15 protein-coding genes are annotated in these 15,972 nt (G+C 71.1%); 7 read left to right on the top strand and 8 right to left on the bottom strand.

Going from position 1 to position 15,972, the window contains the following annotated elements; all coding sequences use genetic code 11:
- Nucleotides 1-96 precede the first annotated feature (96 nt).
- A complete protein-coding gene (locus J7I98_RS35405; RefSeq protein WP_214929163.1) occupies nucleotides 97-1,125 on the top strand; it encodes an ATP-binding cassette domain-containing protein in 1,029 nt (342 codons plus the stop codon).
- Nucleotides 1,122-1,967, top strand: coding sequence for an ABC transporter permease (locus tag J7I98_RS35400; protein ID WP_214929162.1), 846 nt, complete (start codon nucleotides 1,122-1,124; stop codon nucleotides 1,965-1,967). The genes J7I98_RS35405 and J7I98_RS35400 overlap by 4 nt, the downstream gene beginning before the upstream one ends.
- A gap of 21 nt (nucleotides 1,968-1,988) precedes the next feature.
- Here J7I98_RS35400 and J7I98_RS35395 read toward each other — a convergent pair whose 3' ends face one another.
- On the bottom strand, nucleotides 1,989-5,546 hold the full coding sequence (locus J7I98_RS35395) for a BTAD domain-containing putative transcriptional regulator (RefSeq protein WP_214929161.1): 3,558 nt from the start codon (nucleotides 5,544-5,546) through the stop codon (nucleotides 1,989-1,991).
- Nucleotides 5,547-5,550: 4 nt separating this feature from the next.
- Nucleotides 5,551-6,084 (bottom strand): DUF6578 domain-containing protein, encoded by a 534-nt coding sequence (locus J7I98_RS35390; RefSeq protein WP_214929160.1) that lies wholly within the window; start codon nucleotides 6,082-6,084, stop codon nucleotides 5,551-5,553.
- 128 nt (nucleotides 6,085-6,212) lie between these two features.
- On the opposite strand from J7I98_RS35390, the gene J7I98_RS35385 reads away from it, so the two are divergent.
- A complete protein-coding gene (locus J7I98_RS35385) occupies nucleotides 6,213-7,010 on the top strand; it encodes a site-2 protease family protein (protein ID WP_214929159.1) in 798 nt (265 codons plus the stop codon).
- Here J7I98_RS35385 and J7I98_RS35380 read toward each other — a convergent pair.
- Both J7I98_RS35380 and npdG read right to left on the bottom strand, forming a co-directional pair.
- A complete protein-coding gene (locus J7I98_RS35380; protein ID WP_214929158.1) occupies nucleotides 7,000-7,197 on the bottom strand; it encodes a hypothetical protein in 198 nt (65 codons plus the stop codon). The genes J7I98_RS35385 and J7I98_RS35380 overlap by 11 nt on opposite strands.
- A gap of 78 nt (nucleotides 7,198-7,275) precedes the next feature.
- Complete coding sequence (gene npdG, locus J7I98_RS35375; protein ID WP_214929157.1) at nucleotides 7,276-8,022, bottom strand: NADPH-dependent F420 reductase; 747 nt, start codon at nucleotides 8,020-8,022, stop codon at nucleotides 7,276-7,278.
- Nucleotides 8,023-8,115: 93 nt separating this feature from the next.
- Here npdG and J7I98_RS35370 point away from each other — a divergent pair, with 93 nt between their 5' ends.
- Nucleotides 8,116-8,718: a hypothetical protein gene (locus J7I98_RS35370; protein WP_214929156.1), complete on the top strand. Its 603-nt coding sequence runs from the start codon at nucleotides 8,116-8,118 to the stop codon at nucleotides 8,716-8,718.
- Between the two features lie 122 nt (nucleotides 8,719-8,840).
- A complete protein-coding gene (locus J7I98_RS35365; protein ID WP_214929155.1) occupies nucleotides 8,841-10,139 on the top strand; it encodes an MFS transporter in 1,299 nt (432 codons plus the stop codon).
- On the opposite strand, the gene J7I98_RS35360 is transcribed toward J7I98_RS35365, so the two are convergent.
- The gene (locus tag J7I98_RS35360) at nucleotides 10,140-10,376 is read right to left on the bottom strand and encodes a hypothetical protein (protein WP_214929154.1); all 237 of its coding nucleotides are present in this window, start codon (nucleotides 10,374-10,376) and stop codon (nucleotides 10,140-10,142) included.
- Nucleotides 10,377-10,434: 58 nt separating this feature from the next.
- On the opposite strand from J7I98_RS35360, the gene map reads away from it, so the two are divergent.
- Nucleotides 10,435-11,292, top strand: a complete 858-nt coding sequence (map, locus tag J7I98_RS35355) for a type I methionyl aminopeptidase (RefSeq protein WP_214929153.1) — start codon at nucleotides 10,435-10,437, stop codon at nucleotides 11,290-11,292.
- A gap of 150 nt (nucleotides 11,293-11,442) precedes the next feature.
- Entirely contained in the window at nucleotides 11,443-12,123 is a 681-nt protein-coding gene (locus J7I98_RS35350) for a heme oxygenase (biliverdin-producing) (protein WP_214929152.1), read from the top strand.
- A gap of 25 nt (nucleotides 12,124-12,148) precedes the next feature.
- On the opposite strand, the gene J7I98_RS35345 is transcribed toward J7I98_RS35350, so the two are convergent.
- The 3 genes from J7I98_RS35345 to J7I98_RS35335 form a co-directional block, all read right to left on the bottom strand.
- Entirely contained in the window at nucleotides 12,149-12,805 is a 657-nt protein-coding gene (locus J7I98_RS35345; RefSeq protein ID WP_214929151.1) for a PhzF family phenazine biosynthesis protein, read from the bottom strand.
- Nucleotides 12,806-12,903: 98 nt separating this feature from the next.
- Nucleotides 12,904-14,430 (bottom strand): HtaA domain-containing protein, encoded by a 1,527-nt coding sequence (locus J7I98_RS35340; RefSeq protein ID WP_214929150.1) that lies wholly within the window; start codon nucleotides 14,428-14,430, stop codon nucleotides 12,904-12,906.
- Nucleotides 14,431-14,465: 35 nt separating this feature from the next.
- Nucleotides 14,466-15,851 (bottom strand): HtaA domain-containing protein, encoded by a 1,386-nt coding sequence (locus J7I98_RS35335; RefSeq protein WP_214929149.1) that lies wholly within the window; start codon nucleotides 15,849-15,851, stop codon nucleotides 14,466-14,468.
- Between the last annotated feature and the right edge of the window lie 121 nt (nucleotides 15,852-15,972).

Below are 15,972 nucleotides of genomic sequence, written 5' to 3'. Positions count from 1 at the left end.
CTGCCCGCACCAGAGACAGCCCGCCGACTTCCCCCATCGGCGGGCTGTCGGCGTTCTGTCGGTGCGTTGTCAGTGGCGGCTGTTCTCATAGTCGGCATGACGCGAATCGACAAGAACCCCACAGGCGGCGCGGCCAACGCCGTCGAGGTAAGGGGACTGGTCAAGCACTACGGCGAGACCAAGGCACTGGACGGCGTGGACCTGGTCGTACAGGAAGGCACCGTGCTCGGTGTCCTCGGGCCCAACGGGGCCGGAAAGACCACCCTCGTGCGCTGCCTGTCCACCCTGATCCAGCCGGACGCCGGCACGGCCGTCGTGGCCGGTTACGACGTGGTGAAGCAGCCCCGGCAGCTTCGCCGCACCATAGGCCTGACCGGGCAGTACGCATCGGTCGACGAGAAGCTCGTCGGCTGGGAGAACCTCTACATGATCGGGCGGCTGCTCGATCTGTCCCGCAAGGACTCGCGCAGGCGCGCGGACGAGCTGCTGGAGCGGTTCTCGCTGACCGAGGCCGCGAAGAAGCCGGTCATGCAGTACTCCGGCGGTATGCGGCGGCGCCTCGACCTGGCGGCTTCCATGATCGGGCAGCCCTCCGTGCTCTACCTGGACGAGCCGACGACCGGACTCGACCCGCGTACCCGCAACGAGGTGTGGGACGAGGTGAAGCGGATGGTGGGCGAGGGGGTCACCGTCCTGCTCACCACGCAGTACATGGAGGAGGCCGAGCAGCTCGCGAGCGAGCTGACGGTCATCGACCGGGGCCGGGTCATAGCGGGCGGCAAGGTCGACGAGCTGAAGGCAAAGGTCGGCGGCCGCACCCTGGAGGTCCGCCCGTCCGACCCGGCGCAACTGACCGAGATGGCAAGGGCGTTGAGCGAGGCGGGGCTCGACGGGATCGCAGGGTCGAAGGCCGACGAGGGGATGCTCTACGTACCGATCCTCAGCGACGAGCAACTGACCGCGGTGGTCGGCCTGCTGGGTGCGCGGGGCTTCGGCATCGCGGAGATCGGGACCCATCTGCCCAGCCTGGACGAGGTGTTCCTGGCCATTACGGGCGAGAAGACGAGCGACGCGCTCACCGAGAACGTCGAAGACATCAAGCAGCACGAGGGGGTCGCGGCATGAGCGCGGCGACAGTGACACCGACAACGGCGCCCGAGTCGCCCGCGAAGGCGCGCGGCGGCGGTGAGGGCCGGATCGGTCTGCGGGCCAACGCACGGCACATCGTGGCTCTCGCCCGCCGCAACGCCATGCAGATCAAGCAGGACCCGGAGTCGATGTTCGACGTCCTGCTGATGCCGATCGTCTTCACCCTGCTCTTCACCTTCGTCTTCGGCGGCGCGGTCGCGGGCCCGGGCAAACAGTCCGAGTACGTCAGCTATCTGGTCCCCGGCCTGATGGCGATGATGGGCATGAACGTCTCGATGGCGGTCGGCACCGGCGTCAACGAGGACTTCCAGAAGGGGGTCATGGACCGGTTCCGGACGATGCCGATCGCCCGGTCCTCGGTCCTCATAGCGAAGATCGTCGTCGAGATCGGCCGCATGATGGTCGCCTTCGTGATCCTGCTGAGCGTGGGCTTCGTCCTGGGTATGTCGGTCGAGACTTCGCCGCTGCACATCCTGGGCGCGATCGCGCTTTCGCTCCTCTTCGGCGCCTCGCTGATGTGGATCTTCATCCTGATCGGGCTGACCGTGAAGACGGCGCAGGCTGTGCAGGGCATGGCGTTCATGGTGCTGATGCCCCTGCAGTTCGGGTCGTCGATCTTCACGCCGCCCTCGACGATGCCGGGCTGGTTGCAGACCTTCACCGACTACAACCCGCTGTCGAGCCTGGCGGACGCGGCCCGCGGGCTGTTCATCGGCGGTCCCGTCGCCCGCGACGTGTGGATGGTGCTGGCGTGGACGGTGGCCATCACGGTGGTGACGGCTCCGCTCGCGGTGTCCAAGTTCCGCAAGAAGACCTGACGTACGGTCCCGCCGGTCGCGTCAGCGTCCGGCGGCCAGGGCGGCGGCCTCGTCCAGAGTGAGGCCGCTGCCTTCGGCGTACGCCGCCTCGTACGCGGTGTCGCCGAGCGCGGCGCGGGCAGCCGCCTCGGCGTCCGCCCTCGTCTCGCGCTCCTGCGTCGTCACGAAGTGGCCCGGCGGGAGCAGGGCGTCGTGCGCGTGGAGCAGGCGTGCGGCGTCGCGGGCCATGCCCGGGCCGCCGAGTCCGGCCAGGGCACGGGCCGCGATCATCAGCTGGATCGCGGGCATGTGCGGGGCGACCATCCGCGACAGCGGCACGCAGGACCGTTCCAGCGCCTGACGTGCCTGGTCGAGCGCGGCGGCGTACCGGCCGTCCAGATTGTCCAGCCAGGAGAGGAGGCCGAGCACGAAGCCTTCGAAGATCGCCAGGGTCGACTTCTTGAAGTCCCTCCGCACGCGCTCCAGTTGTTCGCGGCCCTCGTCCCTGCGACCGCTGCGGGCGAGCCACGTCGCCAGGTATATGCGGGCTGCGGGCTCGCACTCGTGGCCGCTGTGCTCGACCTCGGCGAGGACAGCGCGCAGCATCGCCTCGGCCTCCTCGCCGTCGCCCGTCTCCACCATGACGCCCGCGAGCCGCACCCGCAGCAGCGCGACCTGCTCCTTGGCTCCGAGCTGCCGCGCGTGGCCGATCGCGGCGCGGAAGTCCTCGGCGGCGAGGGCGAACCTGCCTGTGCGCTCGCGGGCCTCGCCACGCGCCGACAGGGCCTCGGCCGCGCCCCACGCGTCTCCGAGCCGGGTGAAGATCTCCAGGCTCTCGTCGGCGTCGCGGCCGGCGTCACCGGCCCAGTCGCTGCGGTTGGCGAGGATGTTGGCCCGCATCTGGAGCGCGGCGGCGAGCTCCCATACGTAACCGAGCTCCCGGCAGGTGTCGACCGTCCGGTCGATGACCTCCTTCAGCTGCCCCGGGCTGCCGGTGAGCATGATCGCGTAGAACCAGAGCGTCCCGGGTGTGCGGCAGGTCTGCGGCAGACCCGGCCGGTAGACGTCGACGACGCGGCGCAGCCACTCCATGGCGTCGCCGGAGGTCCACTCGTCGAGGTCGTGGTTCATGCTCGCCAGATGGATCATCCACGCTCCGCGCCGCGCCTCCAGCAGCTGTTCCGGTGCCATGGGCGGCGGTGTGTCCGTACACCGCTCGTACAGGGCGGGGGCGGGGGCGGCCGGCGGTGCGAAGGGGTCGGGGCCGAGTTCGGCGGCGGCCAGGGACCAGTGGCGGGCCTCGCTGCGGAGATCGCGGATCTGCCAGTACCAGGCGAGTGAGTGCACGAGGCACAGCGCCTCGTGCTCGTCGCGGGCCGCGATGGCTCGGCGCAGTGCGGTGCGGAGGTTTTCGTACTCGAGCTGGAGGCGGCTGATGCCGGCGAGCTGTTGGCGGCCGCGCAGCAGGGGGTCGGCGTGGCGGGCCAGTTCGCGGAAGTGGACAAGGTGGCGGTGCTCGGTGGCGTCTCGTTCGCCCGACTCGTCGAGGCGTTCGGCGGCGTACTCGGCGACGGTTTCGAGGAGGCGGTAGCGCATGCCGCCGCTGCTGCGGCCCGCGCCTTCGCTCTCGCCGCCTTCGCCTTCGCCTTCACCGTCGCCCTCGCCCTCGCCCTCGCCCTCGCCCTCGCCCTCGCCCTCGCCCTCGCCCTCGCCCTCGCCCTCGCCCGAAGGGGAGGCCACCACAAGGGACTTGTCGACCAGCGAGCCGAGTACGTCGAGCGCGTCGGGCCCGCAGACCGCCTCGGCGGCGGGCAGGTCGCAGCCGCCCGCGAAGACGGACAGGGCGCGCAGAGCCGCCCTTTCCGGCTCGTCCAGCAGGTCCCAGGACCAGTCGACGACCGCGCGCAGGGTCTGCTGGCGCGGCAGCACGGTGCGGCTGCCGCCGGTGAGGAGCCGGAACCGGTCGTCCAGGCGGTCGGCGATCTGGCGCGGGGTGAGCATCCGGAGCCGGGCGGCGGCGAGTTCGATGGCGAGGGGGAGTCCGTCGAGGCGCCGGCAGATCTCGGCCGCCGCGGCCGGATCGTCGTCCGTACGGAACCCGGGCTTCGCGGCGGCACCGCGTTCGGCGAGCAGGCGCAGCGCCATGGGGTCGGGCAGGGGTTCCACGGGCCGTACGACCTCGCCGGGCACACCCAGCGGTTCCCGGCTGGTGGCCAGTACGGTCACGCCCGGGCAGCGGGCGAGCAGCTCCTCGGCGAGGTGGGCGGCGGCGTCGATCACGTGCTCGCAGTTGTCCAGCAGGAGCAGCATCTGGCGGCGGTGGCAGTGCTCGACGAGGCGTACGAGCGGATCGTCCCCGTGCCGGTCGACGGCCCGCAGCTCCTCGGCGCCGGCCCCGCGCAGCACGGTCTCGCGCGCCCCGAGCGCGACGAGTACGGCCTCGGGCACGGTGGCGGGGTCGTCGACGGGCGCGAGCTCTGCCAGCCATACGCCGTCCCGCCAGGCCCCGTCGGCCGCCTCGGCGGCTTCCTGCGACAGCCGTGTCTTACCGGCGCCACCGGGCCCGAGCAGCGTGACGAGCCGGGCACCGGCGAGGTCGCCCCGGATGACGTCGATGTCGGCCTCGCGCCCGACGAAGGAGGTCAGACGGGCGCGCAAGTTGCCGTGGGAGGTCTGGGGTTGGGGCACGGTGCGTGGGTCCGTGGGGGGCGGAGTGCGCTGCTGGGCACCGTGAGCCTGCGCGGCATCGGGGGCGGCGCTTCCTTCCCCTCCCCCGCCCCTTCCCGGCTGCGACATTGTGCGGCTGCCGCCGCGTGGGGGGCCAAGCCCCCCGGCCCCCGGGCGGGCTGAAGTTACCGCGGCCTCCAGCACGGGGGGCGGAGTCGGGGACAGCAATTCCGCGTGCAGAGCGCGGAGTTGGGGCGACGGATCCGTGCCCAGGCGCGTTGCCAAGTCCTGGCGCAGGTCCTCGTAGGCCGCCAGTGCCTGTGCCGTGCGGCCCGCGTCGCGCAGGGCGCGCAGGCGCAGCGCCTGGAGCTGCTCGTCGATCGGGTGGTCGTCGCAGAGCGCGGCCAGTTCCGGCAGCGCTTCTTCCGCGCGGCCCAGCGCCAGCGCCGACGCCAGGCGGGTGCGGCGGGCGGCCAGGCGGCGGGTCTCCCAGCGGGTGGCTTCGCCCGTACGGTCGGGGAGGTCGGCCAGGGCCTGGCCCTGCCACAGGCTCAGCGCCTCGTCGAGCAGGGCCGCCGCCTCGGCCGGGTCCCCGGCGTCCAGGGCGCGCTCGCCCTCCCCCGCGAGGCGCTCGAAGCAGTACAGGTCTACGTCCTCGGGGCGGGCGCACAGCCGGTAGCCGCCGTCCACGGAGGTGATCGCCGCATGGCCGAGGGCCCGGCGGAGCCTGCCGACCAGGGCCTGGAGTGCGCCGGTCGCGTCGGCGGGCGGGTCGGCTGCCCACACCGCGTCGGTGAGGGCGCCGGCCGGCACCGTACGCCCCGGCCGCAGCGCCAGCGCCGTCAGCAGGGCGCGCAGCCGCGCTCCGCCGACGGCGACGGGCGTGCCGTCGTCGCGGAGTGCCTGGGTGGGGCCGAGGATGCGGTAGCGCACGGCCCTATTGTCCGGGACTCACGTCGCGTCGGCCGACGGGCGTCTCCAGGGTGACGAGCACCCCGGTCTCGTGGCGCCGGTATCCGCGTCCCCGGCGGGCCTGGCCGGGCTCGTTCGCGAACCACTTGGGGCACGTGTCGACCGCCCGCAGCCACCGCTCGCCCGCCACCGGGGCGTACGTACGCGACCCGGCGTGCGTCGCGGCGTACCCCTCGGTGACGACCTGGATCGAGCGGACCGTGCCGACGGTCTCAGGTACGTCGTGCGGGCCCGGCCCGTGCGCCTCCACCGCGAGCAGGCCGACCGGGCGGGCGAGGATGCGCTCGCCGGATGTCCACAGGGCGGTTGCGCCGGGGCCCCGCACGAGGCCGCTCCCCGCCGGTTCCAACTCGCTGAAGCTGTCCCCCCACGTCGCGGCGTCGGCCCCCTCCTCCGGTGTCCTCAGCGCCAGTTGCCACCGCACCTCGTCGCCGACCGAGAACGGTTCGCCGCAGCATTCCATTTGCCAGTCGTCGTACTTGATCTTCCACAGCGCCATGAACCCAGCTTCGCCGGAACTACCGTTGCCGCGCGAGACGTTTTCGCTGTGTCGCCAGTACGGTCGGGCAGGCCGCCCGACGCCCACCCGGGCGTATGCCCGTCGCCCACACCTCAGGAGACCCGCCCATGACCACCGCCCTTACCCGTCGCGACCGGCGAATCAGTCCCGTCTTCCTCGGGATCGCTGCCGTCATGGCGGTCTCCGGGTGGGCGGTGTGGACGGAGTTCTCGGCGAGTACCGGCTTCGCCGTCTTCCTCTTCGTCACCTCCGCATGGATCGTCTCGCTCTGTCTGCACGAGTACGCGCACGCCCGTACCGCGCTGCACAGCGGCGACATTTCCATTGGCGCGAAGGGGTATTTGACCCTCAATCCCCTTAAATACACTCATGCGCTGCTGAGCATCGTCCTGCCCGTGCTCTTCGTGATCATGGGCGGTATCGGTCTGCCGGGCGGCGCGGTCTTCATCGAGCGCCATCGGATCCGGGGGCGCCTGAAGCACAGCATCATCTCGGCCGCCGGGCCGCTGACCAATGTGCTGTTCGCGATCGTGTGCACCGCGCCGTTCTGGCTGGGGGCGCTGGACGGCGTTCCCGATCCGTTCCGTTACGCGCTCGGGTTCCTCGCCCTGCTCCAGGTGACGGCCGCGATCCTGAACTTCCTGCCGGTGCCGGGGCTCGACGGCTACGGGGTGATCGAGCCCTGGCTTTCGTACACCATCCGCCGCCAGGTCGAGCCGCTCGCGCCGTTCGGGCTGCTGCTGGTCTTCGGCGTGCTGTGGATTCCCGCCGTCAACCATGTGTTCTTCGACGCGGTCGACGCGATCCTGCGGGGGCTGGGCGTCAGCGACTGGGACACCTACTGGGGCCAGCAGTTCTACCGCTTCTGGCAGGGCGAGCCGGAGGTGCCGGCGATCACCCCGTAGCGGGCGTCTCGCGGCCGGTCTGCGTCTTGGCCTTCGCCGTGCGCAGGTAGTACCAGGCCATGTTGGAGGCGACCCCGGCCAGCAGGATCCAGATGACCCCGAGCCAGCTGCCCTGGGCGAAGGACACCACTGCCGCGGCGACGGCGAGGGCGCAGACGACGAGGGCGTACAGAGCGAGGCGGGGCATGGGGGCGGCTCCTGTGCGGGTGTCCTGTGGCTGGTGCTCGGTGCTTCCCGTCCAGTGTCCCCCATGCCCCGATCGTGCTTATACGTCGGTCACGCGCAGGCCCGCGTGCGCCTTGTAGCGGCGGTTCACCGAGATCAGGTTGGCCACCAGGGACTCGACCTGGTGGGCGTTGCGCAGGCGGCCTGCGAAGACGCCGCGCATGCCGGGGATGCGGGCCGCCAGCGCCTGCACGATGTCGGTGTCGGCGCGGGCCTCCCCCAGCACCATCACGTCGGTGTCGATCTCCTCGATCGCCTCGTCCTGGAGCAGCACGGCCGACAGGTGGTGGAACGCGGCGGTCACCCGCGAGTCCGGCAGCAGGGCGGCGGCCTGTTCGGCTGCGCTGCCCTCCTCCGGCTTGAGGGCGTACGCGCCCTTCTTGTCGAAGCCGAGCGGGTTGACGCAGTCGACGACGAGCTTGCCGGTCAGCTCCTCGCGCAGCGATTCGAGCGTCTTGGCGTGGCCGTCCCACGGCACGGCGACGATCACGATGTCGCTGCGGCGGGCGCACTCGGCGTTGTCCGCGCCTTCGACGCCGAGGCCGAGGCCGAGCTCTGCGGCGGCGGTCTGTGCGCGTTCGGCGGCACGCGAGCCGATGATCACCTTCTGGCCGGCCCTGGCCAGCCGGTACGCGAGCCCGCGCCCCTGATCGCCGGTGCCGCCGAGCACGCCGACGACCAGTCCGGACACGTCCGGGAGGTCCCAGGGGTCCTTGGCGGCGGGCTTCTGCGCGGCGGCGGGTGCCTGAGTGCTGTCGGAGGTGCCGGAGCTGTCGGTGGAAGTCATGGCCCCGACCCTACTTGCAGGTAGGGCGCTCGTACGGGTGAGGCGGGGGCATTCGCTCCCGGCCGGCGCGGGCGTACGGCAGGATGCCGCGGCATGGATGCCGTACGTGTCGCCCTGCTGCGTGAAGTCCTCGACGGGACCGAGTGGTTGCCGGCCACGAGGCGGTTCGCGGGGGCGCTGCGATCGTCCGTCGTGCCGCAGGGTGGCGGGCTGCTGCTGGTGGGGACCGAGGCGTACGAGCCGTGGCATCTGGCGGCGCACCTCGTCGACGAGGCGGCCTGGTCCGGCCTTGCCGAGCTGAGCCCCACGCTCGTACGCCACCGGGTGCGGCCCGGGGAACCGGCTCACCTGTCGGCCGGGCTCGGCCGGATCGAGGCGGCGGCCCGGGGAGAGACGCTGCTCGTCGTGGCACCGGAGCGGCCGGGGGCGGGGCTGCTGGAGCGGGTGCACGACGCTCGGCGGGCAGGGGTGACGGTGCTCTCGCTGGACGGTGGGGACCGCGAGATCCGGGGGCTGGCGCACGAGGGGCTTTCGGTGCCGGGGGACGGGGAGGTGGACCTGGATACGGTGCAGCACCTGGTGAGTGCGGCGGCCGGGGAGAACAGCCTGCCTGTGCCGCGGGGGCGGCGTCGCTTCCGCGACCGGCTGGCGCGGCTCGCCGACCAGCTGACGGCGCCGCCGCCGGCGCGGTGGTAGGGGGCGGGTGGGGTGCGGTGAGGCATGAGTGCCGGTGGGTGAGGGGTGCGGGCCCCGGACGGGCTGAATCTGCGGCGTAATTGCGTTGCTTGCCGCGGGTCGGGTGCGGAGCATGGGGCCGCGTGACTTCGAAGCTTGCGGCTGTGCTGCCGGATCTCTCGCCCTGGCGCTCCTCGCGCGACTTCCGGCTCCTGTTCGTTCAGGGGCTGGTCACGTACTTCGGCAGCTTCATGGCGATGGTCGCGCTGCCCCTGCAGATCAAGGAGCTGACCCACTCCCCCCTCGCCGTCGGCGCGATGGGTGCCGTCGAGCTCGTGCCGCTGGTCGTCTTCGGGTTGTACGGCGGCGCCCTCGCCGACTCCGCCGACCGTCGCAAGGTCATACTGCTCAGCGAGGCCGGGCTCGGGCTGCTGGCCGTTCTGCTGTTGGGCAATTCACTGCTGGAGCGGCCGTTGCTCTGGCCGCTCTACGTCGTCGCCGCCGGGGTCTCCGCCCTCGCCGGGCTCCAGCGGCCCGCGCTGGACTCCCTCATGGCGCGCATCGTGTCGCACGACCAGCTCACCGCCGCTGCCGCGCTCAACGCCCTGCGCTGGCAGACCGGGGCGATCGTGGGCCCGGCCCTGGCGGGCCTTGTCGTCGCGTACGCCGGGCATGCCACGGCGTACAGCGTCACCGTTGTGGGGTTCGCGGTGTCCGTGGCCATGTGTACGCGGCTGGCGCCCGCCCCGCCGTCCCGTGACGCCGAGAAGCCGTCACTGCGCGGCATCGCGGAAGGCGCGCGGTACGCGTGGAGCAGGCCCGTGCTGCTCGGGACGTACGCCGTCGACATGGCCGCGATGTTCTTCGCCTTCCCCAACGCCATATTTCCGTTCCTCGCGGACGACCTGGATGCCGAATGGGCGCTCGGGCTCATGTACACCGCCGGGTCCGTCGGGTCCGTCGCGGTCAGCCTCACCAGCGGGTGGGCCTCACGGATCACCCGGCACGGGCAGCTCGTCGTGTACGGCGCCGCCTGCTGGGGGCTCGCCATCGCCGCCGCGGGGTGGTTTTCCAACGTCTGGGTGGTACTGCTGTGCCTCGCCGTGGCGGGCGGGGGCGACATGCTCAGCGGGCTCGGGCGGTCGACCATCTGGAATCAGACCATCCCCGATGAGCTGCGCGGCCGACTCGCCGGCATCGAGGTGCTCTCGTACAGCGTCGGGCCCCAGCTCGGGCAGGTGCGGGCCGGTGCCATGGCCGGATGGACCGGGACCCGGCCCGCGGTGTGGAGCGGCGGGCTCGCCTGCCTCGCCTCGGTGGGGCTGCTGGCCGCCGTACTGCCGAAGCTCATGACGTACGACGCGACCACCGACGAGGACGCGCAGCGCCGCCGGGTCCGGAGGGACGCGGCGGCGGGTGAAAAGGCTGAAACAGTGGGGTGATCAGGCGTCCCCGTCGTCCGCCTGCGCGCCGTTCTTGTCGTGCCACTTCGGGTCGTTCTCCCACTGGAGGTTGCGCTCCGCCGCCGTCTGCATCGCGTGCTCCGCCTCTTCACGCGTCGTGTAGGGGCCGAAACGGTCCTTTCCCGGGCACTGGGGGCCCTCCTCGACCGTCTGGTGCTCCAGGCAGTAGAACCATTCGCCCGGCTTTCCGACCGTGCGCTTCTTGAACAGGGCCATCGTCGGCTCCTTCCTCTGCCGCCATGCTGCCCGATGGCGGCTGGATACACTCGCTTGCATGTCTGGCCAGTCGCTGCTCGTACCAGGGGAGCTCTCTCCCACCCGTTCCGTCTCCGGCAACATCCGGCGTCCCGAGTACGTCGGGAAGCCGGCGCCGACGCCGTACACAGGTCCCGAAATCCAGGACTCCGACACCATCGAGCGGATGCGCATCGCGGGCCGCATCGCCGCCCAGGCGATGGAGGAGGCCGCCAAGCACATCTCGCCCGGGGTGACCACGGACGAGCTCGACCGGGTCGCGCACGACTTCATGGTCGACCACGGCGCGTACCCGTCGACGCTCGGGTACCGCGGCTACCCGAAGTCGCTGTGCAGCTCCGTCAACGAGGTCATCTGCCACGGCATCCCGGACTCCACGGTGCTGCGCGACGGCGACATCGTGAACCTGGACGTCACGGCGTACATCAACGGCGTGCACGGCGACAACAACGCCACCTACCTGTGCGGCGACGTCGACGAGGAGTCGCGGCTTCTCGTGGAGCGGACCCGTGAGTCGCTGGCCCGTGCGATCAAGGCAGTCAAGCCGGGGCGCCAGATCAATGTCATCGGGCGGGTCATCGAGTCGTACGCCAAGCGCTTCGGCTACGGCGTCGTGCGCGACTTCACCGGGCACGGCATCAATTCGTCGTTCCACTCCGGGCTGATCATTCCGCACTACGACAGCCCGCACGCGACGACGGTGATGCAGCCCGGCATGACCTTCACGATCGAGCCGATGCTCACGCTCGGTACGCACGAGTACGACATGTGGGAAGACGGCTGGACCGTGGTGACGAAGGACCGCAGGCGGACGGCTCAGTTCGAGCACACGCTGGTGGTTACGGAGACCGGGGCCGAGATCCTCACGCTGCCGTAGGCGGGTTCCGGGCGTAGAGTTTTTACCGACAGATCGTCGGGAACACATTGACTTAGGCTTACCTAAGTAGGAAGATCGGCGCAGGCGGCCGTCCCTGGCTGCCAGCGCACGGTCTTTCGTTCCCGTCCCCTCGGTCCCCGGAGGCCCGCCTTGGACGCATCCGCTACCGCCGCCGACGCAACAACCACCCCCTTCTCGACGCTGATCCGCGTCGCGTCGCACGAACAGCACACCGAGGCGGAGACCTCCACCTTCATGAGCGACATGCTCGGCGGGAGGCTCTCCGTCGATGCGTATGCGCGCTACACGGAGCAGCTGTGGTTCGTGTACCGGGCGCTGGAGGACGCGGCCGAGTCGCTGCGCGGCGACCCGGTGGCCGGGCCGTTCATCCGGCCGGAGCTGATGCGCGCCGCCGAGCTGGAGCGCGACCTGGCGCACCTGCGCGGCGAGAACTGGCGTGAGGGCCTTGAGCCGCTGCCCGCGACCGCGGCGTACGCGCGGCGGGTCACCGAGTGCGCGCGCAGCTGGCCGGCCGGGTACGTGGCCCACCACTACACGCGCTACCTCGGGGACCTGTCGGGCGGCCAGATCATCCGCGACAAGGCGGAGAAGACGTGGGGTTTCGAGCGCAAGGGCGACGGTGTGCGCTTCTACGTCTTCGAGTCGATCCCCAACCCGGCCGCTTTCAAGCGGACTTACCGGGAACTGCTCGACCAGGTGAACGCGGACGACCTGGAGAAGCAGCGCATCATCGACGAGTGCAAGCGTGCCTTCGACTTCAACGGTGCGGTTTTTCGTGAGCTGGGCGGGGAGTTCCCGCTCAGCGCCTGACTTCTCCGGTTGCGGTACGTGAGTTCTACAGGACCTGCTTGGCGAAGCGGACCCGGCCGCCCACCTCGATCGTGCCGTCGGGTCCCGGCGCCGTCAGGATCTGGGAGCCGCGGCCCTGCGTGATGTTCAGGGCGCGGTCCAGTTCGGCGGTCAGCAGGAGCGCCGCAGCGCCGGTCGCCTCGTCCTCCGTAATGCCGTCGTCGCGGCGCGGGAACGCGCGAGCGCGGACCCGGCCCGCCGCCTCGTCCTGCCAGGCCCAGGCGTACAGCCAGCCCTCGCCGGGCGGAGGGGCGGGCAGCGCGTCGACCTCGGCCGCCGACGCGTACTGCTGGAGGCGGCGCGGCGGGGCCCACTCGGCGCGGGCTGTGATCCAGGTGAACTCCCCGTCGTGGCGTGCCCACACCTCGCCCGCCGGCGGGTTGACCACTTCAAGGTCGAGCAGCCAGGCGGCGCCAACGAGGGGGTGCCCGGCGAAGGGCAGGCGCGTGCCGGGGGTGTAGATGTCGACGATGCCGCGCTCGGGGTCGTCGACGAACACGGTCTCGCTGAAGCCGAGTTCGGCGGCGTAAGCCTGTCGGGATGCCTGATCGGGGTGCGTACGCCCGTCTCTTACGACGCCGAGGGCGTTGCCGTGGTGTCCGTCCGGGCCGCAGAAGACGCGGAGTACGTCGAGTTCGTTCACCGGGGCATTCAAGCATCAGTGGAGCCGAACGACACGGCCGCACCGGCGAATCGCGCGGTGCGGCCGTGTCGCATGGGGGCGTGGTGAAGCCGGTGGGATCAGGCGTGCGTACGCCGGTTGCGTGCCGCGAAGACGACCGCCGCACCGGCTGCGACGACCGTGCCGGAGGCGGCGAGGAGTGCGTCGGCCGGGACTTCGGAGCCGGTGGCGGCGAGGTTGCCGCCTACGGTGCCGGCGGTGGTGGTGCCGGTGGTGCCCGTACCGCCTACTGTGCCGCCGGTCGTGCTGGTGCCGCCCGTGGTGCCGGTGCCCGCGCCTGTGCCGCCGTCCGCGCCGCCGTCGGGCAGGCCGGCGCCCGCGGTGACCGAGACCGCTACGGCCACCTTGTCGAGCTGGTCGCCCGCCGCGTACGGCGCACCGAAGATTTTGGCGCCCTCGGCGGTCAGGGTGGCCGGGACGCCGGAGAGGGAGACGACGCCGTCCTTGGCCTTGAGCGAACCTGCCGTGAGCTTCAGGTCGGCGAGCGGGCGGTTCTTGAACGTGACAGGGCGCTGGGTCTCGCGGTCGTTGGAGACGCCGTCCACCACGATTTTGCCCTTGGTGCCGTTCGCCTGGACGCGGAAGTTCGTGAACTTGGTGTCGAGGGCCCACTTTCCGGCCGTCTTGTGGCCGAGGAAGCGGATGGAGCCGTTGAAGGTGGCGTCGAGGGTCTTCTTCTCGCCGTCGAAGGAGCCAGTGCCCTTGGGGAAGCGCCAGCCCGCGCCCTGCTTGACCGCACCACCGCCGAGCTCGATCTTGCCGTGGGCGATGGGGCCGGTTATGTAGCTGACGAAGCGCTTGTAGAGGCCCCAGTCGAGGTTGCCGTCGACGATCTTGCTGTCGGCGGCGACGGGTTCGCCGGAGGGCTTGGATGTGGGCTTGGAGCCGGGCTTCGCGGTGGGCTTGGCTGTGGGCTTCTCGGACGGCTGAGTGGTGGGCTTGGTGGTCGGCTTGGCTGTGGGCTTCTCGGACGGCTTGCCCGTCGGCGGGGTCGTCGGCTTCTCGAACTCCAGCTTCACCGTCAGCGGGTCCCCCGCCTTCCCCTCGTACGGACCACCGAGCGCCGCCGCAGCCTCCTTCGTCAGCGTCGTAGCCAGCTTCTCCATCGACGGGCCCGCGACCTTCGCCTCCGCAAGCGGCACGTCCTCCTGGACCGCGCCGCCGTCGCGGGTCACGTCCGCCGTGAGCCGCTCCGCGCCCGTGTCGAACCTGAGGTCCGAGAGCTTGACCTCGAAGCCGTGCCCCTGCGGCAGCGGGGGCGACGTGAAGGTCACGCTGCCGCCGAACGCCGCCTTCACCGTGTGCTTGACGGGGTCGTACTCGCCTGTCGCGGAGCCGAAGTTGAACGTTCCGTCCGCGTTCGACTTCGCCCCGTCCGCAACCGTGATCGTGCCGTTCGCCATGCCCTTGACGTAGTTGCGGTAGCCCTCCTTGACGCCCCAGTCCAGCGAGCCGCCGACGATTTTCATCGGCTTCGTCGGCGGGCCGTCCGCCGCGAGGGCGGGCAGCGCGAGGACGGTCGCGCCCAGCGCGGCCGCGGTGGCGACGGCTGCGGCGATGGCTGTGGGACGGGGGGTGGGTGCCATGGTCAGTGGTCTCCTAGGTGATTGAGCAGGTCGGTTCAGTTCTGGGTGGTACGGCGGCGGAGCGCGACGTACAGCGCGATCGCCGCGGCGACGAGCACACCCGCGCCGATGGCGATGTACGTACCGGTGCGGGAGGACGAAGCGGTGGCGGCCGTCCCGGTCTTGGCGGCCGCCTTCTTCTCCGGCTCCGCCGAGGGCTTGGCGTCACTGCCCAGGTCCGGCAGTGCGGGGAGTTGCGCCTTCTTGTCGAGGGCTACGGCGAGTGACACCGGGTCCATCGCGGTGCCCGCCTTGTACATGGATCCGAAGGCCTTCGCTCCGCGCTCGGTCAGCGTCGCGGGCGCCTCGGTGAGGGTCAGCAGGCCGTCCTTGGGGGCGAGTTCCTTCGCCTCGAAGGTGACCAGGGGGACATTCTTCTCGGTCTTCTCGGTCTTCGTGGCGGTTTTAGACCTGACGTCGGCGACGAGCATGCCCTTGCCGTCCTTCACCGTGACGGCAACGCCCGACAGAGTGAGGTCCAGGTGCTTTCCGGTGAAGCGGAGGCGGCCCGCGAAGTCGGCGTCCAGGGTGCGCTTCTTCTTGTCGTACGCGCCCTTGCCCTTCGGGAAGCGGAAGAGCGCTCCGCCGTCCTGGGCGCCGTCGGTCAGCTCCCACTTGCCCCTGGCGATGGAGCCTGTGACGTACTCGCGGAAGGTGCGGCGTACGCCCCAGTCGACGGCCGCGTCGTGGAAGCCCGCGGTCTTCGGCTGCTGCCCCTCCTTGTCCGCCTTGTCGGCCGGGGCCTTGGTCGCGGCAGCAGCCACCACATCGGCCGACAGGCTCACCGGGTCGAGCTGCGCCCCCGCCGCGTAGTAGCCCGCGAAGGCCTTGGCGCCCTGCGAAGTCAGCGTCGCGGGGATGCTGTTGAGGGCTACGGGGCTGCCGCCGCCCTTCATGTTGATCCCGGAGAGCGTGAGCGAGGCCAGCGGCACCTGTGCGGATGTGGTGACCTTTCCGGTTGCCTTGTCCTTGCTGACCATGTCGGCGTAGAGCGTGCCGCTGCCGCCGGATATCCGGACTGTGGGTCTGCCGATCGTGAGGTCCAGGTCGTGTCCGCCATCGGCGTTCTTGTGGCCGGTGAAGTGGACCCCGCCCGAGAAACCGGCGTTCAGTTCCCCGCTGTCCGGGTCGTACGAACCGGTCGCCGAGTGGAAGCGGAACTGGCTGCCGCCGACCGTGGCGGCTCCGCCCGTCAGGCTCCAACTTCCCTTCGCCACCGGCCCGGTGACATAGCTCTGGAAGGAGGACTTGATGCCCCAGTCCAGCCTGCCACCCTGCACCGTACGGTCCGCCGCCTCGGCAGCAGCGGCTGGGAGAAGGGCTCCCAGCAGGGCCGCGAGAAGTGCGACGGCGAACGCGCGCGCCTGTCTGGACGGCAGCATGAGGATCCCTCCAAGGGCTAGCAAGCGAGGTAAGGCTAACCTAAGCTATCCCCCACCTGGTCCGGAACCCTCCGGCCCCTGGAACCTCACAGGACGGTGTTTTCAGTGCGTGTGCGTGTAC

Origin of the sequence: Streptomyces sp. ISL-98, from assembly GCF_018614055.1 — a bacterium.
In the GTDB taxonomy this organism is placed as follows: domain Bacteria; phylum Actinomycetota; class Actinomycetes; order Streptomycetales; family Streptomycetaceae; genus Streptomyces; species Streptomyces spiramyceticus.
The sequence above is the reverse complement of the archived record's forward strand: the minus strand, read 5'-3'. Positions and strand labels throughout refer to the sequence as shown.